Genomic DNA, 21,848 nt, shown 5'->3' with positions numbered 1-21,848 from the left:
CGCCCGGGGGCGGGCGGGGGTGCCTCGGCGGGGCGGGGTGGGGCTGCGGCTCGGTGCGGCACCCCGGAGTCCACTCGGGTTTTTGCGTGAATCACGAGAGATTTTGCGTCAGCTCATGGACTTTCTGCGGCAATCGCTTCTAGTCTCTGCGGCAACCGCGATCCCCCCCACACCCAAGGACCCGACGGCTGTGACTTCCACGTCCGAGAGACCCGTGTCCCCGTCTCCAACCTCCCGACGCCGCCCGCGTGTTGGCGGCCTCTCCGGAGCGCTCTCCCTGTTGTTGGTCGCCGCCGGCGCGGCGGTCGCCACGGTGGGGAGCGCGCCCGGCGCCACGGCGGCGGCGGTGCCCGCCGTCTCGCCCCTGGATGTCGAAGGCCGGGGCGCCACCGTGCCGTTCGTCGAGCAGGAGGCCGAGAACGCCGACTACGACGGCGAGTTGATCGGCCCCGACCGCATCTATGGCACGCTGCCGTCCGAGGCGTCCGGCCGACAGGCCGTCACCCTGGACGCGGTCGGCGAGTATGTGGAGTTCACGCTCACCGAGCCGGCCAACGCGATGACCTTCCGCTACTCCCTGCCGGACAGCCCCGAGGGCACCGGACGGGATGCCGAGATCGATCTGCTGCTGAACGGCGAGGCGGCGCAGAGCCTGCCGGTGACCTCCAAGTACGGCTGGTACTACGGGGGTTACCCGTTCAACAACAACCCGAGCGACACCAATCCGCACCACTTCTACGACGAGACCCGCACCCTGTTCGGCGAGACGCTGCCGGCCGGTAGCACGGTGCGGCTCCAGGTCTCCTCGGTGGCGGACTCGCCCAGCTTCACCATCGACCTGGCGGACTTCGAGGTGGTGGCGGCGCCGATCGCCAGGCCGTCCGGCGCCATCGACGTGGTGGCCGACTTCGGAGCCGACCCGACCGGCGCCGAGGACGCGACGGCCCTGATCCAGGCGGCCGTCGACGCGGGCGCCGCCGAGGGCCGTGAGGTCTATCTGCCCGAGGGCACCTTCCAGGTGCGCGACCACATCATCGTGGACCGGGTGACGCTGCGCGGCGCCGGGCCCTGGTACAGCGTGCTCACCGGCCGGGACCCGGTGGACCGCACCAAGGCCGTGGGCGTGTACGGAAAGTACGCGCACGAGGGCGGCAGCAGCGATGTCACCCTGCGGGACTTCGCCATCATCGGCGATATCCAGGAGCGGGTCGACGAGGACCAGGTGAACGCGATCGGCGGCGCCATGTCCGATTCGGTGGTGGACAACGTCTGGCTGCAGCACACCAAGTGCGGTGCCTGGATGACCGGCCCGATGGACAACTTCGAGATCCGCAACAGCCGCATTCTGGACCAGACGGCGGATGGCGTGAACTTCCATATGGGGGTGACCAACTCCACCGTCACCAACACCTTCGTCCGCAACACCGGGGACGACGCGCTGGCGATGTGGGCGGAGAACATCCCCAACGAGAACAACGCGTTCACCCACAACACGGTGATCCTGCCGATCCTCGCCAATCACATCGTGACCTATGGCGGTCGGGATATCACCCTTTCCGACAACGTGCTGGCAGAATCGATCACCAACGGTGGTGGGCTGCATATCGCCAACCGCTATCCGGGGGTGAACTCGGGCAACGGCACCGCCGTCGACGGCCATATCACGGCGGAGCGCAACACGCTGATCAGAACCGGGAACAACGACTACAACTGGCAGTTCGGCGTGGGCGCCATCTGGTTCGCGGGGCTCAACGAGCCGATCGAGGGCGCCGACATCCTGATCGCCGACACCGAGGTGCTGGACAGCTCCTATGCCGCGATCCATCTGATCGAGGGCGCCAGTCGGGGCATCACCTTCGACAACGTCACCATCGACAGGACCGGCACCTATGCCCTGCAGATCCAGTCGCCGGGCAGCATGACGTTCAACAACGTGGTGGCCACCGGCATCGCGCAGGAGAACCCGATCCACAACTGCGTCGGCGCCGGCTTCGAGATCATCCAGGGCGAGGGCAACTCCGGCTGGTTCGCCGACCCGCCCGAGTGCACCGGCGTCTGGCCCGACCCGGTGTGGTGACCGGACCGGCCGACCGTTCCCGGCAGGACTCCTGAACGTTCCACGCCAGGGCTCTCGTTCAGGAAGGCCCCGCACCCCGCGCCGAGCGCCCGGGGTGCGGGGCCGCCGGCCCTGCGAAAGCCGGCCCGCCGAGGGGCCCGCTCGGCCGAGGTCCCGCTCGGCCGAGGAGCCTGATCAGCCGAACGCCGCCGGCAGGCCCGCGCCGCCCCGGTAACGGGCGCCCGGGTGGCTGGCGGGCAGCCGGTTCCGGCCGGGGCCGAACAGCCGCTCGCGCAACGTGTCCTCCTCGTACTTGGTGCGGTACAGGCCCCGGTTCTGCAGTTCGGGCACCACCAGTTCCACAAAGTCCTCGGCGGTCCCCGGGGTGAGGAACTGCCGCAGGTTGAAACCGTCCAGATCCGTCTCCCGCACCCACAGCTCGATCGCGTCGGCCACCTCGGTCGGGGTGCCGATGGCGAAGAACGGCGGCCGGTCGAAACGGGTCACCTCGCGCAGCGCGTCCGCGACCGTGCCGTCCATCCCGTAGAACCGGGTGCGCAGCGAACGGTCCCGGCCCGCCGCCTTCTCGGCGGCCAGCACCTCGGACATCGGCGTCTCGGGCGGATAGGCGGCCAGATCGACGCCGCCGCCACCGGCGTGGGCCAGATACCCCTCGGCGCGGGAGAACCGCTCGTACTCCTCGGCCTTGCGCTCCGCCTCCGCCCGGGTGCGGCCCACGATCACCACCGCCATGGCGAACGCCTTGACGTCCCCGGGATCCCGGCCGTGCTCCGCCGCCTGCCGGCGGACATCGGCGACATTGGCCCGCACGGTGGCGAAGTCCCGGCCGGCGACAAAGATCGCCTCCGCGTGCTTCCCCGCGAACGCCCGCCCGGGCGCGGAACTGCCGGCCTGGAAGAGCACCGGGGTGCGCTGCGGCGACGGCTGCGACAGATGCGGCCCGGCGACCCGGAACCAGCGCCCCTCGTGGTTGATCGGCCGCACCCGGGTGGGATCGGTGTAGACATGCCGCTCCCGGTCCTGGCGCACCGCGTCCTCGTCCCAGGAGCCCTCCCACAGCTTGTAGAGGACATCCAGGTACTCGTCGGCGATCTGGTAGCGGGTGGCGTGCTCGACCTCGTCCGGCAGGCCGAAGTTCCTTGCCGCGTTGGGCAGATAGGAGGTCACCACGTTCCAGCCGAAGCGCCCGTTCGTCAGATGGTCCAGGGTGCTGGCCCGGCGGGCGAAGGCGAACGGGGGCTCGTAGGTGGTGGAGAACGTCGCGGCGAACCCCAGACGGCGGGTGGCCGCCGCCATCGCCGGGATCACCAACAGCGGGTCGTTGCACGGTATTTGAACGGACTCGCGCAGCGCCGTCTCGGGGCCGTCGCGGTAGCCGTCGTAGGCGCCGATGACATCGGCCAGAAAGACCGCGTCGAACAGGCCCTCCTCCAGCAGCTTGGCCTCCTCCACCCAGAAGTCCAGCTCGTTGAACCGGTGTCGGTTGTTCTCCGGATGCGTCCACAGCCCGTGCGAGATATGGCCGACGCAGTTCATCTCGAACAGGTTGAAGGCGATCTGCTTGGGATCGCCGCCTCGGCGCGTCGGGTCGGTCATGCCACGGGCTCCAATCGGGGTAGCGCGGCCAGGAGTTGACGGGTGTAGGGGGCCTTCGGCGCGGTGAGGATCCGGTCCACCGGGCCCTCCTCCACCACCCGGCCGTCCTTCATCACCAGCACCCGGTCGCTGACGTGGTGGATCACCCCCAGATCGTGGGAGATGAAGAGGTAGGCGACGCCGAGTTCCGCCTTGAGATCGGCAAACAGATCCAACACCCGTGCCTGCACCGAGACATCGAGCGCCGACACCGGCTCGTCACAGACCAGCAGCTCCGGGCGCGGCGCCAACGCCCGTGCTATCGCGACCCGTTGACGTTGACCGCCGGAGAGCCGCAACGGGCGGTCCGTCAGATGCCGTTCACCGAGCCCCACCTGCTCCAGCAACTCCACGCTCCGGGCCCGGACATCCGGCACCGGACGGGGATCGGTCGCCACCGCGTCGGCCAGCACCTGGCCGACCGTCCAGCGCGGGTCGAACGAGCTGAGCGGATCCTGCGGGACCAGGCCGACGCGATGCCGCAGCGGACGCCGCCGCGCCCGGCTGGTCTCCGTCCAGGGCGCGCCGTCCAGCAGCACCCGGCCCTCGTCGGGCGCCAGCAGGGCCAGCGCCATCCGGGCCGTGGTGGTCTTGCCCGATCCCGACTCGCCGACGATGCCCAGCGTCTCGCCCGGCCGCAGCTCGAACGAGACCCGGTCCACCACCGTCCGCACCCGCTCGTCCGGGCCGCGATACCGCTTCACCAGCTCATCGGCGGTCAGCAGCGGGCCCACGCCCCCCGGACGCCTCCCCGGCGCGGCCGCCGGGGCGCGCCCCGGCTCGGGCGAGAGCCGGGTGCCCCGGGTGTGCGCGGTCGGAATAGCGTCCAACAACGCCTGGGTATAGGGGTGTTGCGGGGAGTGCAGTACCTCGTCGGACGGGCCCTGCTCGACGATCACGCCGTCCTTGAGCACCGCGATCTCGTCGGCGAGGCGGGCCACCACCGCCAGATCATGGCTGATCAGCACCAGCGCCCTGCCGTGTGCCAGCGTGTCCGCCAGCACGTCCAACACCTGGGCCTGCACGGTCGCATCGAGCGCTGTGGTGGGCTCGTCGGCGATCACCAGATCCGGGTCGAGCGCCAACGCCGAGGCGATCAGAGCCCGTTGCCGCAGGCCCCCGGACAGCTCGTAGGGGCGTTGCGCGGCGCGGAGTTCGGGCTCGGGCACGCCCACCTCGGCCAGCACTTCGAGCACCCGCGCCCGCCGGGAGCGGCGGTCCCCGCGCCGGTGGGTGCGCAGTGGTTCGGCCACCTCGGCGCCCACCGTGCGGAGTTGGTCCAGGGAGACCAGCGCGTCCTGGAGGACAAAGCCGATCTCCCGTCCCCTGATCGCCCGCCACCGCCGCTCGGAGAGGCCGCGCAGATCCCGGCCCCGCCACTCCAGCAGGTCGGCCTCCACCACCGCGCCCGGCCCGGTCAGCCCCACCAGGGTGCGGGCCGTCACGCTCTTGCCCGAGCCGGACTCGCCGACGATCGCCAGGCAGCGACCCGGCCGGATGTCGAAGGAGACGCCCCGGACCACCGGGGTGACGGTGCCGGCGCGGTCGAAGCCGATCCGCAGATTTCTGACCCTGACCAGCGGGTCCTTCGCCGTCTCGGCGCTCTCCCGGGGGTGGTCGGCCGCCCGGGTCGCGGTGCTGCTCACGCCTGTGCTCCTTCGAGTCGCTTACGAACCGCCCGGCCGAGCGTGGTCACCGCGAGCGCGACCGCCACGATGGCCAGCCCCGGCATCACCTCGATCCACCAGGACGTGGTCACATAGAGCCGCCCGCCCTCCAACAGCGCGCCCCACTCCGGCGAGGGCGGGGCGACGCCCAGGCCGAGGAAGGCGAGCCCCGAGGCCCAGACGATGGACTGGCCGACGCCCAGGGTGAACATCGCCAGCAGCGGACGGAGCGCGTTGGGCAGCACCTGCCGGACCACCACCCGTGTCGGACGGTGTCCCAGCGCGTGTGCCGCCTCCACATAGGGCTGGCCCCGCACCGCCAGCACCTGGCCCCGAACCATCCGGGCATAGCCGGGCGCCGAGCCGACGCCGACGGCGATCACCAGCGTCGACACGGACGGGCCCCGCACCGCGACCAGCAGCAGCGCCAGCAGCAACACCGGGAAGGCGAAGGCCACTTCGAGGAGCCGGCCGATCACCAGATCCACTAGCCGGCCACCGAGCCCGGCCAGCAGGCCCAGCACCACGGCGAGTGACAGGCCCAGCGCCGTGGCGCCGAGACCGATCAGCAACGAGGGACGGGCACCGTGCACGATCCGGGTATAGAGGTCACGCCCCGACTGGTCCGTGCCCAGAACATGGTCCCAGGAGGGCGGTTGAGCGGCCCGTTGGATATCGACGGCCAGGGGATCGCCGGGCGCCAGCAGGCTCGGCCAGAGCGCCGCCACCGCGAAGAACAGCACCACGGCGAGGCAGAGCGCGTTCACCGGGCCGATCGCCCGCAGCCGGGTCAGGACCGGCGTTGTCTCCGTCACCGGCGCCGGCCCGGAAAGGACGGACGGGCCGGAAAGGGTGGTACTCATCGGTCACGCATCCTCGGGTCGATCAGGGTGTAGGCGAGGTCGACCAGCAGGTTGGCCACCACATAGACCAGGGCGACCACCATCACCACCCCGGTCACCACCGGCACGTCCCTGGCGTTGACCGCGTTGAGCAGCACCTGGCCGAGCCCTGGCCGGGAGAAGACCCGTTCCACCAGGACCGCGCCGGAGAACAGCGCGCCGAGCGCCCAGCCGGAGAGGGTCAGCGCCGGCAGCACCGAATGCCGCAGCACATGGCGCAGCCGCACCGCCAGATCGCCGACGCCCCTGGCCCGGGCCGAGACGACGAACGGCTGGTCAAGGGTGCGTTCGAACTCGTCCCTGGTCACCTGGCCGAGGAAGCCGGCCAGCGGGACGGCCAGCGTCAGCACCGGCAGCGCCAGGGCCGCCGGGCCCGAGCCGCCGACCACCGGGAACCAGCGCAGCTCGACGGCGAAGACCACCAGCAGGATCACGCCCAGCCAGTAGTGCGGCAGGCTGGCCGTCAGCGCCTCGAAGCCCGAGCCGAGCGCGGAGCGCACCCGGCCGCGTCGTGCGGTCAACAGGATCAGGCCGAGCGCGAGCAGCCAGGCCACCAGCAGCGCGCCGCAGGTCAGCAGCAGGGTGGGCGCCAGCTGGTCGGAGATGACCTCGGTCACCGGCTTCAACTGCTGGTAGGAGGTGCCCAGATCGCCGCCGACCAGGCCGCGCAGATAGTCCAGGTACTGGGCGGGCAGCGGCTCGTCGAAGCCGAACCGCTCGTTGATGGGCGCCAGTTCCTCGGGGGTGCGCTCGATGGTCTGCCCGGTGCTGAGGTTCAGCAGCAGCGTCGCCCGGTCGCCCGGCATCAGCACCTGGGCGAGGAAGGTGACGGTCGCGGCCGCCCAGAGCACGCCCAGCGCGGAGAGCGCGGTGGTGGCGATCCGGCCGATCCGGCGGCCGGCGGGGCGCTGTGGTGCGGGAGCGCCCGGTGGGGCTGATGGGGTTTCCGGGGCGTGGGCGGCCTCCGCGGGCCGCAGGACGGCGCTCACCGGACGAAGTAGGCGTCGTGGAAGACGGGCTCGCCCTGCGAGTCCTCGATCCACACGTCCTTGAGGTCGCGGGCCACGGCCAGCGAAGTGGTCTGGGTGTACAGGCCCAGCGTCGCGGCCTCGTCGGAGATCAACTGCTGGGCGGCGCCGTAGAGTTCGTCGGCCTCGGCGCGGGTGGTCGCCGAGTTGGCCCGGAGGATCAGCTCCTCCAGCTCCGGGTTGTTGTAGAACTGCGTGTTCGACCTGTTGGGCTTGTCGGGCAGGTTCTGCCGGAAGGTGATGTAGAGGATGCCGGCGGTGGGGCTGGTCCAGTAGGAGGGGTAGGCGTCATAGGCGTCCGGGCCCGCATAGGTGCCGGACAGGATCTCCGCCTGGGTCGCCGGGACCAGCTCGACATGGAAGCCCACCTCCTTCACCTGGGCCTGGAGGTTCTGCAACATGGTGGCTCCTTCGGGGGTGAAGACGTAGCCGGCCCCGTAGACCAGCCTGATCTTCAGCTCCTCGCCGTCCCTGACGCGATGGCCGTCCTCGTTGAACTCGGTCCAACCGGCTTCGTCCAGAAGGGCGTTGGCGCGCTCGGGATCGTAGGGGTAGTCGTCTGCGGCGTCCGGGTCGTAGCCGGGGGTCGACTGACTGACGGAGCCGTTGCCCTCGAACGGGATCACCCCGTTGAAGGCGCTGCGCACCGAGCCCTCCCGATCGCCGGCGTGGGCGAACGCCTGGCGTACCCGGAGGTCGGTGAACGGGCCCTTCACCGTGTTCAGTGCCAGCGATACCGGGCGTCCCGGGGTGATGTACTGCTCGACCTGGAACAGTTCCTGGGCACGGGACCACTCCGGGGTCGGCACGTCATAGATGACATCGGTCTCCCCGCTGGTCAGCGAGCCGTAGCGGGCCACCGGATCGTGCAGGAACTTCCAGACCAGCCGCTCCACATGGGCCGGGCCCTGATGCCGGGCGTTGGCCGGCGCCCACTGGTAGTCCGGGTTCCTGGTGAAGGTGACGCCGTCCCCGCGTCGCCACTCCTCCACCACGAACGGGCCGCTGCCGACCGGCTGTTCGCAGTTGGCCTCCGGGCCCCTGGCCAGCGCGGTGGGCGACTGGATGCCGAAGTATGCCTGGGAGAGCGCGGAGAGCAGCGGTGCGTAGGGCTGGGAGAGCGACAGCTCGAAGGTGGTGGGGTCGACGGCCCGGCTGGACGCGTAGTAGTCCGCCAGATAGGCCCCGACCGTGCCGTTGCCCTGCTCGTCGAGCCAGAACTCGAAGTTCCGGCTGACCGCCTGCGCGTCCAGCGGGGTGCCGTCGCTGAACCGCACCCCTTCCCGCAGCGCGAACGTCCAGGTCAGCTGGTCCTCGGAGACCTCCCAGGCGGTCGCCAGCCAGGGCACGATCTCCCCGTCGTCGGCCTGTGAGACCAGCGAGTCCAGGAACTGCCGGGACAGATAAGCCTGTTGGATCCAGCCGCCGTAGAGGCAGGGCGGCTCCTGGTCGTGCCCGTAGACGATGGTGCCGCCGGCGACGCGGCTGCCCTCGCCGGTCGGCACCTCGTCGACGCCGCAGGCGGTCAGCGTGCCGACCAACAGCAGCGCGCCGGCCAGCAGCCCTCCTCGGCGGATGGTGGAACGGTCGCTCATGACGCGGCGGCGGGCGAGGTGAACGGGGTGACGGTGGTCGGCGCGGAACCGGCGGCGGCCCTGGGGTGGCTCCACAGCCCCTCGGCGGCCAGCAGCGGCAGCACGCCCTCGCCGAACCAGTACGCCTCCTCCAGATGCGGGTAGCCGGAGAGCACGAACTCCTCGATGCCGACGGCCCGGTACTCCTTGATCAGCGCGGCGACCTCCGCATGGCTGCCCACCAGCGCGGTGCCGGCGCCGCCGCGCACCAGGCCGATGCCGGCCCACAGGCCGGGGTGGATCTCCAGGCTGTCCCTGGTCCCGCCGTGCAGGGCCAGCATCCGCTTCTGTCCCTCCGACTCGCTCTTGCCCAGGCCCTGTTGGACGGCCCGGACGGTGTCCGCGTCGAAGCCGGCCAGCAGCCGCTGGGCCTCGGCCCAGGCGCTCGCCGAGGTGTCGCGGGTGATCACATGCAGCCGGATCCCGAAGCGGACGGTGCGGCCCTCCGCCTCGGCGAGCCGACGGATCCAGCCGATCTTCTCGGCGACCTGGGCGGGGGGTTCGCCCCAGGTGAGATAGACATCCGAGTGCCGCGCCGCCACCGGCCCGGCGGCCTGGGACGAGCCGCCGAAGTACACCTCGGGTATCGGGTCCGGCAAGCGGTGCAGCACGGCCTGCTCCACCTGGAGATGCGCGCCCCGGTGGTCGACCGTCCTGCCCTCCCACAGGGCACGGACAATGCTCAGGAACTCGTCGGTGCGCGCATAGCGGGCATCCTTGTCCAGTCGGTCGCCATAGGCCCGCTGCTCATGGCTCTCCCCGCCGGTGACCACGTTCAGCAGCAGCCGCCCCTCGGTCTGCCTCTGATAGGTGGAGGCCATCTGGGCGGCCAGCGTCGGCGAGACGAAGCCGGGCCGGAAGGCCACCAGAAACTTCAGATGCTCGGTCTGCTGGCTGATCATCGCGGTGGTCAGCCAGGCGTCCTCGCACCAGGCCCCGGTGGGCGTCAACGCGGCGACAAAGCCCACCTGTTCGGCGGCGCGGGCGATCTGCGTCAGATATCCGACGGTCGGTGGTCGGTCACCGCCGGCGCTGGTCGCCGGCGTGCCATGGCCGCCGCCGACCACATGGCGGCTGTCGCCGTTGGTGGGCAGGAACCAGTGAAAGGTCAGACTCATGGGGGGTTACTCCTTGAAACACATGCACGGTCGATGAGCGCCAGGGCATGGCGCGAGGCTCAGAGCAGCCCGTGACGAGGCGGCGGGGTGCCGTTGAGCAGCTGACGGCCGATGTGCTGCACCTTCCAGCGCGCCGGATCGTGCAGGGTGTGGGTGCGGGCGTCCCGCCAGTGCCGGTGCAGATTGAGACTCGCCAACGCCGAACGGGTGCCGGCCACTTCGAAGAGCGCGCCGCCCACCTCGACGGCGGCCCGCCCGGTGACCACCTTCGCTGCCGCCACCGCGATCGAGGCGGCGCCCGCCGTCTCGTCCGTCAGGTCGACGCGGGCCCGGTCCACCGCGCGCGCCGCCTCCACCAGCAGCGCCTCGGCGGAGCGCACCTCGATCGCCAACTCGCCGAACCGCTGGATCAGCAGGGGATCGTCGCTCGCCGCCTCGAAGCCGCTCTCGAACCACGGCCGGCTCTTGGTGCGGACGAACTCCACCGCCTCGGCCAGTGCCCCGGCCGCGAGCCCGGCGTCGATCGCGGCATGCAGCAACTGGGCGACCGCGCCGTGCAGTTGGGGCCCGGTGAAGGTCAGATGGTGCGGCACGATCCGATCCGCCGGCACCCGTACCCCGTCCAGCCGGACGCTGCCGCTGGCGGTGGTGCGCTGGCCAAGCCCGTCCCAGTCGTCCACCACGGTCAACCCGGGGGCGTCGCGCGGCACATAGGCCACCTGCAGCGCGTCGTCCGCGCCCCTGGCCAGCACGGGGATCCAGTCGGCGAAGAGCGCACCGGTGGCATAGTGCTTGAGACCGGTCAACTCCCAGGATCCGTCGGGCTGTTCCACCAGCCGGGTGCGGATGTCCTGGACGTGTCTGGTGCCCGCCTCCGACTGCGCGTTGCCCAGCCGCCGACCCGCCAGCACCTCGCCGAAGAAGAACGCCTGCTGGGCCTCGGTGCCCTGGGCCCGCAGCACATTGAGGTACACGAAGTGGCTCTGCGGAATCTGCGCCAGGCTGCCATCCGCCGAGGCCAGCAGCCGTACGATCTCCGCCAGGGTCTCCTGACGGACATCGGCGCCGCCCTGCGCGGCCGGCACCGTGACGGCCAGCAGTCCGGACGCCGACAGCCGGTCCAACTCGGCGCGCGGCAGCTCCCGTTCGGCGTCCCGGCGGGCCGCCCCCTTGCGGAACTCGGCGGCCAGCTCGGCGGCGACCGCCAGCGCCTCCGCGTCGTCCGCGATCACCCGGGCGGCGCTCATCCGGCCGCCGCCAGCACCGTCGTCGACGCGGCGGCCCGCTGGTGCAGCGCGGTGGAGAACGCGTCGACGACCTGGGCCAGCGCCTCGGCCGAGGCATCGGCGACGGACACCGTCCCGTCCTCGGTGACCGTGATGTCCTTGTCCAGGGTGAACCAGCCCGGCAGGATATGGGAGGCGCCCATCGAGCTGAGCACCGGGCGCAGGGCGTAGTCGATGGCCAGCACATGCGCCGTGGTGCCGCCGGTGGCCAGCGGCAGCACCGCCTTGTCGGTGAGCGCGTACTGCGGCAGCAGGTCGAGCAGGGACTTCAACAGCCCCGAGTAGGCCGCCTTGTAGACGGGGGTGCCGACCACCACGCCGTCCGCCCGCGCGAACAGTTCGGTGGCCTCGACGATCGCCGGATGCCGGAAGTCGGCGCCCAGCAGCGCGTCGGCCGGGATGGTGCGGACGTCCAGGGGTATCACCCGGTGTCCCCTGGCGGTGAGCCGCGCGTCCAGATGACGCAGCAGCCGCCCGGTGCGGGAGGTCGGTGAGGGGCTTCCGGAGACGGACAACACCGTTGACATGACGGTCCTTTCGGGTCCGGTGAGCGGGGTGGGGAGTACGGCGGACGACGGGGTCCGGCGCGAATGGCGTCGAAAGGCCACCCGCCGGCAGGTCGACCGACGAGAGAGAAGAGGGAAAAGGGAAGAGGGGGGAGAGAGGGGAAGAGAGGGAAGGGAGGTACGCGCGTGACGAAGTTCTCCACCCGTTTCTGGAACACCGGTTTTCGGGAATGCCGAAACAGGGGAGCGGCGCGGGATCGAATATCCCAGGGAAATCGGACGAACTGCCTTTGCCGTGCAGCGTTCAACGTTCAGCGGTCAACGGTCGCGGCGGCGGTGCGCGGCATTCGGCCGAGGAGAGCGGGGGTCACCGGGAGTGACGGGCCGGGGCCCCAAGGGCGCGGCGGCGGTGGATCCGGCGGTGACTAACAGCAACAGGCGGAGCTGGAAACGCGCGCGAGGTCGACGTGGCGTCGCCGCGTGAGGTCCTGTCGCTTCATTTCACCGATCCAACCAGGAGATGTCACAGCCGGTCAAGAGAAGTCCTGATGTGTCTCACATCCCGGACCTGGTGCGGCACTTGGTAAATATCGTGGCCGCACTTACGAGATTACCCGCTGGGGCTTGGGAAAAGCGAGACGGCATCCACGAGGGCGTGATAGGGGAACCCTTGCACCGAACGCCGCCGCCGGGCATTCTTCCTGGGTGCGGACCGAACAGCTTGAGTACATCGCGGCAGTCACCCGTCTTGGTTCGCTCCGCCGGGCCGCCGAGGAACTGCACCTCTCCCAACCGGCGCTGAGCGAAAGCGTGCGCAACCTCGAACGCGAGCTGGGCCTCGACCTGTTGGAGCGCAAACGCTCCGGCGCCACCATCAGCGACGAGGGCCGGGAGCTGCTGCCCCACATCATCGAGGTGATCGAGGCGGTCGACCGGCTGCGGCGCGCGGCCGGCGACGAGCAGCGCGCCGGCGGCATGGTCCGCCTCGGCACCGTCAACACCGCGACGGTGCCGCTGCTCATCCCCACCGTCCGCGAGTTCCGCGCGAGCCACCCCACCACCCAGGTCGAGGTGGTCGGCGCCCAACAGGACGAGATCCACCGGGGGTTGCTGGAGGGTGGCTTCGATCTCGGCCTGGTCAACCAGCTGGCGGGCGACGATCCGCCGCCGTCCTTCGAGACCGTCGAACTCCTCCGGGGCCGCCCGGTGGTCTGCGTCCGCCCGGACAGCGAACTGGCCCGTCTGGACCGGATAACGGCCGCCGACCTGCTCACCGAGCCGCTGATCGTGATGCGCGCCGGCTATGTGATGCACCGATATGTCCACCGCCTGCTCGGCGGCCGCTCCCCGTCGTTCTCCTACTCGACGGACGGCGCGGAGATGGGCAAGCTGATGGTCGCCGAGGGCCTGGGCGCCACCGTCCTCCCCGACTTCAGCGTGCGCGGCGACCCGCTGGAACGCCATGGCGCGATCACCTGGCGCCCGCTCGCCGCCGACACCCCCGAAGTCCTCCTCGTCCTCCAACGCCGCCAACCAGGACTGGTCCCCCGAGCGGCCCGCGACCTCCACGGCCTCCTGGTACGACGGGCCGAAGAGGTCCGGGCGAAGCGGGCTGGCTGAGCGCGGGCCGCGGCCGTGTTCGGTCAGGTGGTGGCGAGTAGTTCGAGCGTGTCGATCACCCGGTGGGAGAAGCCCCATTCGTTGTCGTACCAGGCGACCACCTTGATACGGCGGCCGTCGACGCGGGTGAGGGCGGAGTCGAAGATCGCCGACGCGGGGTTGCCCGTGATGTCGGACGACACGAGCGGATCGTCCGAGTACTCCAGGACGCCGGCGAGCGGCCCGGCGGCGGCCGTGCGGTAGGCGGCCAGCACCTCGTCGCGCGTCACCTCGCGGGCCACCGTCGTGTTCAGTTCGACGATCGAGCCCACCGGCACCGGGACGCGGATCGAATCGCCCGACAGCTTCCCGTCGAGGTTCGGCAGCACCCGGCCGATCGCCTTGGCGGCGCCCGTCGTGGTCGGCACGATATTGACGCCGGCGGCCCTGGCCCGACGAGGGTCGCGGTGCGGACCGTCCTGCAGGTTCTGCTCCTGCGTGTAGGCGTGCACCGTGGTCATGAACCCGTGCTCGATATCGGCGAGTTCGTCGAGGACGGCGGCCAGCGGCGCCAGCGCGTTGGTGGTGCAGGAGGCGTTGGAGACGATGGTGTGCGCGGCCGGATCGTAGGCGTCGGTGTTGACCCCGAACGCGAGCGTCACATCCGCGCCGTCCGACGGCGCGCTGACCAGAACCTTCCGCGCGCCCGCGGCGAGATGGGCCCGCGCGGCCTCGGCCGAGGTGAAGCGGCCGGTGGCCTCCAGCACGATGTCCACGCCCAGCTCGGCCCACGGCAGCCGCGCCGGTTCGCGCTCGGCCAGCACCGTGATCCGACGGCCGTCCACGGCGATGACGTCCCCGTCGACGGTCACCGGCCGCCCGAGCCGACCGGCCGTGCTGTCGTAGGCGAGCAGCCTGGCAAGAGCGGTCGGCTCCGTCAGATCGTTGACGGCGACGATCTCCAGGGCGCTGTCGCGCTCCAGCAGCGCGCGCAGCACATTGCGTCCGATGCGGCCGAATCCGTTGATGGCGATACGAGTCATGATTGGTGTCCCTTCCCTTCCACCCCAGGCTCGCCCCTGCCGGGCGTCGCTGACAGTGGCGGGATCGCCACGGTTCAAAAGGATCACGCCAGGGACGGCTACTCGCCCCGGGTGAAGGTGCGCCGGTACTCGCTGGGCGTGGTGCCGAGGATGCGCTGGAAGTGCAGACGCAGATTCGCGCCGGTCCCGAGCCCGACGTCGACGGCGATCTGCTCGACGCTCAGCTGCGAGCGTTCCAGCAGCTCACGGGCCATGTCGACACGGGCCCGCATCACCCACTGCATGGGCGTGTAGCCGGTCTCCTCGACAAAGCGCCGGGAGAACGTGCGTGGCGAGACCCCCGCCTGCCGCGCCAGCGTGTCGAGGGTCAGGGGCTCCCCGAGCCGGTGCAGAGCCCACTCGCGGGTCGCCGCGAACCGCTCGCCCAGCGGCTCGGGCACGCTGCGCGGAACGTACTGGGCCTGGCCGCCGCTGCGGTAGGGGGCCGCGACCAGCCGCCGCGCCGCGTGGTTGGACGCGGCCACCCCGAGGTCGCCGCGCAGGATGTGCAGACACAGATCGATACCGGACGCGGCACCGGCCGAGGTGAGCACGCTGCCCTCGTCGACGAACAGCACGTTCTCGTCGACCCGGACGAGTGGATGCCTGGCCATCAGGGCCCGTGTGTAGTGCCAGTGCGTGGTGGCGCGCCGCCCGTCGAGCAGGCCGGTGGCGGCGAGCGCGAACGCCCCCGTCGAGATCGCGGCCAGCCGCGCCCCCCGCCGATGGGCGCCGATCAGCGCGTCGAGTACGGCCTGCGGCGGATCGTCCCGGTCCGGAAACCGGTAGCCGGGAACGAAGACGATATCGGCCCAGGCCAGGGCGTCGAGACCGTGCTCGACGTGGTACGCGAGGCCGTCACCCCCGGTCACGAGACCGGGCGTCGCCCCACACACCCGCACCTGGTACGGCATGCTGGCGCGGGTCGTGAACACCTGAGCGGGAATCCCGACATCGAGCGGCTTCGCCCCCTCCAACACAAGGACGGCGACACGATGCGGGCGAGATACGGACACGGAAAGAGGTTACGGTGCTTCCGCACCGTGCCGACCCGGTCACCGAGCGCCGCCGCGAACGTTACGCCGACCGCGGGAACCGGCGGTAGTTCAGCGAGGAGAACCAGTCATGGTCGTTCAGCAGATCTCCACCCGACGCCGAGTTGGCCAAGTGCCGCACGGCCTACGATGTGGCATTGAGCGACGCGCTGTCCTTACGCGAGTCCCTAGTTTTCACCCGGGCCATTGCTGAGGAACACCATGAACACTGAACTGCCCCCCGTGCCCGACGCGTTGGCGCTGGCCGGCTGGCGTACGTCCAGCTACAGCGGTGGCAACAACGGAGAATGCCTGGAGGTGTGTGACGGGCATCCCACCGGCGTTCCGGTTCGGGACAGCAAGCAGGGGGCGGGCCGGCTGTCGTTTTCGCCGCTGGCAGTTGGTCGGCTTGTCTCTCGACTCTCTGCTGAACCGGTCCTCGCGTGAGGGAGTTCCGGGAAGCGGTCACCGGGTGGGCGGCAGGCGGGCACGCCGGTCCCGCTGGGGAGTTGGCGGCGCGGCTGTCCGTCAGGGTGGTCGTGTTGTTGGAAGGGCCCAGCGATGTCGCGGCCGTTGAGGCGTTGGCCGCGCGGCGGGGGCGGGATCTGGCGGCCGAGGGGGTCTGTGTGCTGGCGATGGGCGGAGCCATGAGCGTCGGCCGGTTCGCCCAGCTGCTGGGGCCCGGCGGCCTCGGGCTACGTCTGGTCGGGCTCTGCGACGAACGTGAACAGCCTTTCTACGCACGTGCGTTGAAGTCGGAGCCGTTCTTTGTCTGTGCGGCCGACCTGGAGGACGAGCTGATCCGCGCGTTGGGGACCGCGCGGGTTACGGAGCTGGTGCGCGCGGAGGGCGACGCCCGCGCGCTGCAGACGTTTCTGCACCAGCCGGCGCAGCGGGACCGCACCGCGCAGCAGCAGTTGCGCCGCTTCTTCGGCACCAAGAAGGGCCGCAAGATCCACTACGGCCGGGTCCTCGTCGACGCCCTCGACCTCGACCGCACCCCCGCCCCGCTGGACGATCTCTTCGCCGCGCTCTGACGCGGCCCCGACGGGCGACGTGTTGGCGCTGATCCGTCGACACTTGGCGCTGAGCGCATAGTGGTGACGATCGGTCGGTTGTCATCCTGGTCGGTTGACTTCGAAGCGGAGCGCCCTCGCTGCCCTGACCGCCCTGGGGCTCGTCCTCGCACTGGCCTCCTGCGGCGGTGACGACGACGGTGGCGGCGGCAGTGCGGAGAGCCGGGAGGTGCTGCGATACTCCGTGGCCGAGGAGGAGTTGGACGCCGGACGGGTCGCCCTCCTCATGGATGACGCCGGTCCTCCGCATGCCATGGCGGCCATCGGCAACTACGCGGCCGGCCTTGACGCGTCGACGGATGTCACCATCACGGTCTACCGGGACGAGGAACTGACCCGGGTCATCTGCGAGGCCGCCTGGCCGGACTTCAAGACCAACATCAGCTGCCCCGACGAGGAAGTCGCCGGGGTGGACACCGGCCTCTGACCGCCGGGCGGCGGCGGCCGGGTGCGCTCAAGCGCTCTGCCACAGCCGGACGACATGGTCATCGCTGCCGGTGGCCAGGAGGGTGCCGTTCCCATCGGTTCCCCCTTGCCCGGCGCCAGGTCCCACGGCCCAACTCCCGGTCGCGTAACGGGCGTTCAGCGTGCCTCGGGGCCGGCGAGCAGGGCCTCGGTGAGGGGGGCGAGGGCGGGGTTGGGGTTGTCCGGGTTCCAGCAGGCGTGGAGGGTGACGGAGTGGGTGTCGGCCGGGATCAGATCGCGGTAGCGGACGCCCTGGACGGACATGGTGGTGATCGAACGGGGGACCAGCGCGCAGCCGAGGCCGGCCCTGACCAGCGCGAGCATGGTGGGGACCTGTGAGGTCAGCTGGCTGACGGCGTAGCGGTCCACGCCGATCATCGCGGCGCAGATGTCGTGGAGGTACTGGGAGCCTTCGGGGGTGTAGCCGATGTAGTCGTCGGTGACGTCGGCCAGGCCGATCGGGGTGTCGCCGTCGGCCTGGGGGTGGTCGGCGGGGAGCGCGAGCAGCAGCTCCTCGGAGTGCACCAGCACCGAGGCGTAGGGCTCGGGGATGGGCGGGCGGACCAGGCCCAGGTCGATCCGGAGTTCGCCCAGTGCGGTGAACTGGTCCTGGCTGACCATCTCGGCCAACTCAACGGCGGCGTCCGGTAGTTGACGGTTCACCAGGGCAAGGGTTTCGGCCAGTACGGCATAGGCGCCGATGGCGGTGAAGCCCAGGCGCAGGGTGCTGGGGTGGTCGTCGGCGGCGCGGCGGGCGGCGGCGGGTCCTGCCTCCAGCAGGGCGAGCACCCGGTGGCAGTAGGTGAGCAGGGTTTCACCGGCGGGGGTGATCCGCACGCCTCGGCCCACCCGTTCGAAGAGCAGCACATCAAGCTCGCGTTCGATCGCCTGGATCTGGCGGGAGAGCGGCGGCTGGGTCATGTTGAGCCGCGCGGCGGCGCGGCCGAAGTGCTGTTCCTCGGCCACGGCCACAAAACCGCGTAGCTGCTGGAGGGATATATCCATGCCGGCACAGTATCGGATGATGCCGAACGGGGCTTGGACGGGCATAACTGCCGGCTCTACCGTAACGGCCACCTTCACCGTTCGGCCAAGGAGCCAGGTTGTTGAAACTCGCCGTCGCCATGACCGCCCAGCGTGCCGAGGACGTCTGCGGTCCCCAGGCCAGAGTCCTGATGGAGGAGCGCTTCACCACCACCTGGGCGGCTGAGCCGCTCACCCCCGAGGGCGTCGCCGGCCTCGCCGCCGGGCAGGACGTGCTGCTGACCAGCTGGGGCACCCCGCATCTGGACGCCGCGATCTGGTCGGGCGGCGAAGGGCCGCGCGTGGTGGCGCACGCCGCCGGCACCGTCAAGCGGCTGATCGACCGCGAGGTGCTGGACCAGGGGGTGACGGTCTTCTCGGCGGCGGGGCGTATTGCCTGGTCGGTCGGCGAGTACTGCCTGGCCTCGATGCTGACGCTGGCCAGGCGGCTGCCGAGGTTCGACGCGGCGGTGCGCGCCGGCGGCTGGAAGCAGACCGCGTTCCGGGGTGGCGAACTCGCCGGCCGGCGTGTCGGGTTGATCGGGGCCAGCTCCACCGCCCGGGCGCTGATCAGCCTGCTGGCGCCGTTCCACTGCGAGGTGCTGGTGTACGACCCCTATCTGGACGAGGACCGGGCCGCCGCGCTCGGCGTCCGTCGGGTCTCCCTGGAGGAGGCGCTGGCCTGCCCGTTCGTCTCGCTGCACGTACCCGACCTGCCGGCCACCAAGGGCATGGTGACCCGGGAGATGATCGAGCGGGTCATCCCCGAGGGGGCGGTGGTCGTCAACTCGGCGCGGGGCCCCTCGATCGACCAGGACGCGCTCTTCGAGGCGGCGCTGGCCGGCCGGATCTCCGCCGCGCTGGACGTCTACGACCCGGAGCCGCCCACCCTCCCCGACGCGGTGCTCGACTGCCCCAACCTGCTGTTCACCCCGCATGTCGCGGGGGACACCGTGGACGGCCATCTCGCCCTGGCGGGTGCGGTGTTGGGCGACGCGTTGGGCTGGCTGGACCACGGCACGCTCGGTGCCACCCATGTGGACCCCGCCGCCTGGCCGACGGCCGCCTGACGGCCCGCCCGGATCACGCAACCGGTACGTCCCCCCTCGAAAGGAACACCTGCCATGTCGCGCATCACGGCGGTCGAGGTCTTTGCCGTGACCGTCCCGTTCGCCCGACGTTTCGTGCTGGGCAGCGGCGCCGTTGGCACCCCCGACCAGGCCGGAGCCGTCGTCTTCGTCAAGCTCACCACCGAGGACGGCGTCGTCGGCTGGGGCGAGCAGCGGGCGCTGCCCAGCTGGAGCTATGAGACGGCCGAGACCATCGCCGTTGTCATCAGACGCCATCTGACCCCGATCCTGCTCGAACTCACCCCCTTCGACGTGGAGTTGTTCCACCGAGAGGCCAACCGCCGGCTCAGCCCCTCCGTCTCCAACGGCTTCCCGTTCGCCCGCGCCGCCGTCGATATCGCGCTGCACGACGCGGCCGGCAAGCTCGCCGGCCTGCCGGTGCACGCGCTGCTCGGCGGGAAGGTGCGGGACGAGTTGCCGCTCTGCTCGGCGATCGGCGTGGGCACCCCGGAGGCGGTGCGGGAACACGCGGTGGCCTCCGCCGACTACGCGGCCTACAAGGTGAAGATCGGCGGCGATGTCGAGGCCGACGCCCGCGCGGTGCGCACCGTGGCCGATGAGGTCGACGGCAAGCCCATCTGGTTGGACGCCAACCAGTCCTACCGGCCCGCCGCGCTGCTCCGACTGCTGGACGCCACCCGGGACGTGCCCGGCATCCACTGCCTGGAACAGCCGGTGCCGTCCACCGACACCCTGGGGCTCAGCCGGCTGCGTTCGCTGATCGACCTGCCGCTCGCCATCGACGAGGGCAGCTTCACCGCGCAGGACCTGTCCCGGGCGATGCGTCTGGACGCCGCCGATCTGGTGGTCGTCAAGATCTGCAAGGCCGGCGGCATCCGCAACGCGCTAAAGACCGCCCAGGTCGCGTTGGCCGGCGGCGTCGAGGTGTTGGCCAGCGGCCTCACCGACTGCGGCATCGGCTTCGCCGCCGCCGTGCACCTTTTCAGCCAACTGGAGCTGGCGCTGCCAGCCGAACTCAACGGGCCGGAACTGCTCTCCGACCTCTATGTCGCCAACCTGTCCATCGAAGCGGCCGTCGCGGCCGTTCCCACCGCCCCCGGCCTCGGTGTCGAGGTCGACGAGGAGCGGATACGGGCCGAGGCGCTGGACCTCGCCCTCAACTGACCCTGCGAGGAGACGACGATGTCCGCCGCTACCAACACGTTCACGGGAAGCCAGGGGATCTCCCGCCGCTCCCTGCTGCGGGGCGCCGCCGCGTTCGGCGGGCTGACCGCCGCCGGCGCCCTGGCCGGCTGTTCGTCCGGGCCGCCGGACGGCACCGCCACCTGGTCCATGTGGTCCTCCAGCCCGGAGGAGGGCCAGGTCTGGGCGGACTTCGGCGCCCATGTGGAGGAACGGCTCGGCGTCAGGTCGGCCTCCCAGCTCACCCCGTCCGACGGCTATGTCACCAAGCTCGACCTGCAGCTGGTCAGCGGCACCGCCAGCCTGGTGACCGCGCTCAACGGCTGGCTGATACCGACCTATGCCGCGCGCGGCGCCCACCGCGAGCTGGACGATCTGATCGCCGCCGACCCGGAGTTCGACCCGGAGGACTTCTACCCCGACATCAGGGCGATCTCCTCCTTCGACGACCGCACCTTCGCCATCGGCTTCGATGTCGCGCCCACCGTCCTCTACTACAACAAGACGCTGCTGGCGGAGAACGGCGTCGAGCCGCCGCATCCGACCGAGCCCATGAGCTGGGAGACCTTCCGCGAGCTGGCCATCCAACTCAGCGGCCCGGAGAACCAGTACGGCTTCACCTGCGCCCCCTCCATCGACGATCTGGTCTCCTGGATCTACTCGGCCGGCGGCAACGTGATGAACGAACGCGAGGACGCCAGCGCGCTGGACGCGCCCGAGGCGATGGAGGCGCTGCACTATGTGATCGACCTCTTCGTCCGGGACCGGGTCACCCCGCCGATCAGCAATCTGGTCACGGTCAGCTCGCTCGGGAGCTTCCTCGACGGCAATGTCGCGTTCATGCAGAACGGGCCCTGGCAGGTGGTGAACGTGCGGGGGGCCTCGTTCGAATGGGACATCGTGCCGTTCCCGGCCGGGCCCGCCGGCAGCAAGCCACGGGTCTCCGGCTCCAGCTTCGCCATCCCGGCCGCCGTGCGCGGCGACGACCTGGAGCTGGCCTGGGAGCTGCTGAAGGTGCTGACGTCGACCGACGCGCTCAACATCTATGCCAGGGCGGGCCGTAACAATCCGGCCAGGCTGTCGGCCGGCAGCGCCTTCGCGCCGCCGCCGGAGAACCTCTCGCTGGTGCAACGGATCCTGGCCGGCGAGGTCGCCGGCGGCCATCCGTTCGACGTCACGACCAACTGGAACCAGGTGCGTCAGCTGCTCGGGCAGGACCTGCCGCGCGCGTTCCTCGGACAGCGCGGCGTCGCCGAGACCATCGACGGGCTCACCCCGCGCCTCAATGTGCTGATGCGCCAGCACCAGGACCACATCCGGGCCGGCGTCTCCCGCTGACCGGCCGTTGGCCCCCCGTATATCTGCTCAGCCGCTCATCCGCTCAGCCGTTCATGCCTGTGAAACCCCATCCCCAACCCACCCGTTCGCTCGGCACCAGGAGGA

At 70.8% G+C, this 21,848-nt stretch carries 19 protein-coding genes; 8 read left to right on the top strand and 11 right to left on the bottom strand.

Translation table 11 applies throughout. The annotated features are described in order from the left end of the window. Positions 1 to 115 precede the first annotated feature (115 nt). Positions 116 to 2,077, top strand: coding sequence for a glycosyl hydrolase family 28-related protein (locus AOM46_RS20105; protein WP_078857021.1), 1,962 nt, complete (start codon positions 116 to 118; stop codon positions 2,075 to 2,077). Positions 2,078 to 2,251: 174 nt separating this feature from the next. Here the strand turns inward: AOM46_RS20105 and AOM46_RS20100 are convergent, their stop codons facing one another. The 8 genes from AOM46_RS20100 to ssuE are packed head-to-tail and all read right to left on the bottom strand — an operon-like array spanning position 2,252 to position 11,874. Continuing rightward, positions 2,252 to 3,673 carry an LLM class flavin-dependent oxidoreductase gene (locus tag AOM46_RS20100; RefSeq protein ID WP_062213979.1) on the bottom strand — a complete coding sequence of 474 codons (1,422 nt, stop codon included), beginning with the start codon at positions 3,671 to 3,673 and terminating at the stop codon, positions 2,252 to 2,254. Then, positions 3,670 to 5,358 (bottom strand): ABC transporter ATP-binding protein, encoded by a 1,689-nt coding sequence (locus AOM46_RS20095; protein WP_234313880.1) that lies wholly within the window; start codon positions 5,356 to 5,358, stop codon positions 3,670 to 3,672. Before AOM46_RS20095 ends, AOM46_RS20100 begins: the two co-directional genes overlap by 4 nt. Continuing rightward, on the bottom strand, positions 5,355 to 6,242 hold the full coding sequence (locus AOM46_RS20090) for an ABC transporter permease (RefSeq protein ID WP_078857020.1): 888 nt from the start codon (positions 6,240 to 6,242) through the stop codon (positions 5,355 to 5,357). The genes AOM46_RS20095 and AOM46_RS20090 overlap by 4 nt, the downstream gene beginning before the upstream one ends. Further along, positions 6,239 to 7,270, bottom strand: coding sequence for an ABC transporter permease (locus AOM46_RS20085; RefSeq protein ID WP_234313879.1), 1,032 nt, complete (start codon positions 7,268 to 7,270; stop codon positions 6,239 to 6,241). The genes AOM46_RS20090 and AOM46_RS20085 overlap by 4 nt, the downstream gene beginning before the upstream one ends. Then, positions 7,267 to 8,904, bottom strand: a complete 1,638-nt coding sequence (locus AOM46_RS20080; protein WP_062214364.1) for an ABC transporter substrate-binding protein — start codon at positions 8,902 to 8,904, stop codon at positions 7,267 to 7,269. The genes AOM46_RS20085 and AOM46_RS20080 overlap by 4 nt, the downstream gene beginning before the upstream one ends. Beyond that, on the bottom strand, positions 8,901 to 10,061 hold the full coding sequence (locus AOM46_RS20075) for an LLM class flavin-dependent oxidoreductase (protein ID WP_062213978.1): 1,161 nt from the start codon (positions 10,059 to 10,061) through the stop codon (positions 8,901 to 8,903). Before AOM46_RS20075 ends, AOM46_RS20080 begins: the two co-directional genes overlap by 4 nt. Positions 10,062 to 10,120: 59 nt before the next feature. Beyond that, positions 10,121 to 11,308 (bottom strand): SfnB family sulfur acquisition oxidoreductase, encoded by a 1,188-nt coding sequence (locus AOM46_RS20070; RefSeq protein ID WP_062213977.1) that lies wholly within the window; start codon positions 11,306 to 11,308, stop codon positions 10,121 to 10,123. After that, positions 11,305 to 11,874, bottom strand: a complete 570-nt coding sequence (gene ssuE / locus AOM46_RS20065) for an NADPH-dependent FMN reductase (RefSeq protein ID WP_062213976.1) — start codon at positions 11,872 to 11,874, stop codon at positions 11,305 to 11,307. The genes AOM46_RS20070 and ssuE overlap by 4 nt, the downstream gene beginning before the upstream one ends. A 684-nt stretch (positions 11,875 to 12,558) precedes the next feature. Between ssuE and AOM46_RS20060 the strand changes: the two genes are divergently transcribed. Next, entirely contained in the window at positions 12,559 to 13,473 is a 915-nt protein-coding gene (locus AOM46_RS20060; protein ID WP_062213975.1) for a LysR family transcriptional regulator, read from the top strand. A 23-nt stretch (positions 13,474 to 13,496) separates the two neighbouring features. Here AOM46_RS20060 and gap read toward each other — a convergent pair whose 3' ends face one another. Then, complete coding sequence (gap, locus tag AOM46_RS20055; RefSeq protein ID WP_062213974.1) at positions 13,497 to 14,495, bottom strand: type I glyceraldehyde-3-phosphate dehydrogenase; 999 nt, start codon at positions 14,493 to 14,495, stop codon at positions 13,497 to 13,499. A 98-nt stretch (positions 14,496 to 14,593) separates the two neighbouring features. Beyond that, entirely contained in the window at positions 14,594 to 15,550 is a 957-nt protein-coding gene (locus tag AOM46_RS20050; protein ID WP_078857019.1) for a GlxA family transcriptional regulator, read from the bottom strand. Positions 15,551 to 15,790: 240 nt separating this feature from the next. Between AOM46_RS20050 and AOM46_RS32330 the strand changes: the two genes are divergently transcribed. The 3 genes from AOM46_RS32330 (at position 15,791) to AOM46_RS20040 (ending at position 17,071) form a co-directional block, all read left to right on the top strand. Continuing rightward, entirely contained in the window at positions 15,791 to 16,015 is a 225-nt protein-coding gene (locus tag AOM46_RS32330; protein WP_078857018.1) for a DUF397 domain-containing protein, read from the top strand. Then, on the top strand, positions 16,012 to 16,605 hold the full coding sequence (locus AOM46_RS20045; protein ID WP_062213972.1) for a TOPRIM nucleotidyl transferase/hydrolase domain-containing protein: 594 nt from the start codon (positions 16,012 to 16,014) through the stop codon (positions 16,603 to 16,605). The genes AOM46_RS32330 and AOM46_RS20045 overlap by 4 nt, the downstream gene beginning before the upstream one ends. A 94-nt stretch (positions 16,606 to 16,699) precedes the next feature. Then, a complete protein-coding gene (locus AOM46_RS20040) occupies positions 16,700 to 17,071 on the top strand; it encodes a hypothetical protein (protein ID WP_062213971.1) in 372 nt (123 codons plus the stop codon). Between the two features lie 155 nt (positions 17,072 to 17,226). On the opposite strand, the gene AOM46_RS20035 is transcribed toward AOM46_RS20040, so the two are convergent. Then, entirely contained in the window at positions 17,227 to 18,114 is an 888-nt protein-coding gene (locus AOM46_RS20035) for a LysR family transcriptional regulator (RefSeq protein WP_067226458.1), read from the bottom strand. A 101-nt stretch (positions 18,115 to 18,215) separates the two neighbouring features. Here AOM46_RS20035 and AOM46_RS20030 point away from each other — a divergent pair, with 101 nt between their 5' ends. Genes AOM46_RS20030 through AOM46_RS20020 form a run of 3 tightly spaced genes read left to right on the top strand, consistent with a single transcriptional unit; the run spans position 18,216 to position 21,743 of the window. Beyond that, positions 18,216 to 19,202, top strand: a complete 987-nt coding sequence (locus AOM46_RS20030) for a hydroxyacid dehydrogenase (protein WP_234313878.1) — start codon at positions 18,216 to 18,218, stop codon at positions 19,200 to 19,202. A 54-nt stretch (positions 19,203 to 19,256) separates the two neighbouring features. Further along, the gene (locus tag AOM46_RS20025; RefSeq protein ID WP_062213968.1) at positions 19,257 to 20,387 is read left to right on the top strand and encodes a mandelate racemase/muconate lactonizing enzyme family protein; all 1,131 of its coding nucleotides are present in this window, start codon (positions 19,257 to 19,259) and stop codon (positions 20,385 to 20,387) included. Positions 20,388 to 20,405: 18 nt separating this feature from the next. Next, the gene (locus AOM46_RS20020; RefSeq protein WP_062213967.1) at positions 20,406 to 21,743 is read left to right on the top strand and encodes a sugar ABC transporter substrate-binding protein; all 1,338 of its coding nucleotides are present in this window, start codon (positions 20,406 to 20,408) and stop codon (positions 21,741 to 21,743) included. Positions 21,744 to 21,848: the final 105 nt, after the last annotated feature.

This window comes from Streptomyces sp. NBRC 109706 (genome assembly GCF_000974485.1).
Lineage (GTDB): Bacteria > Actinomycetota > Actinomycetes > Streptomycetales > Streptomycetaceae > Streptomyces.
This window is presented reverse-complemented; position numbering and strand designations above follow the sequence as displayed.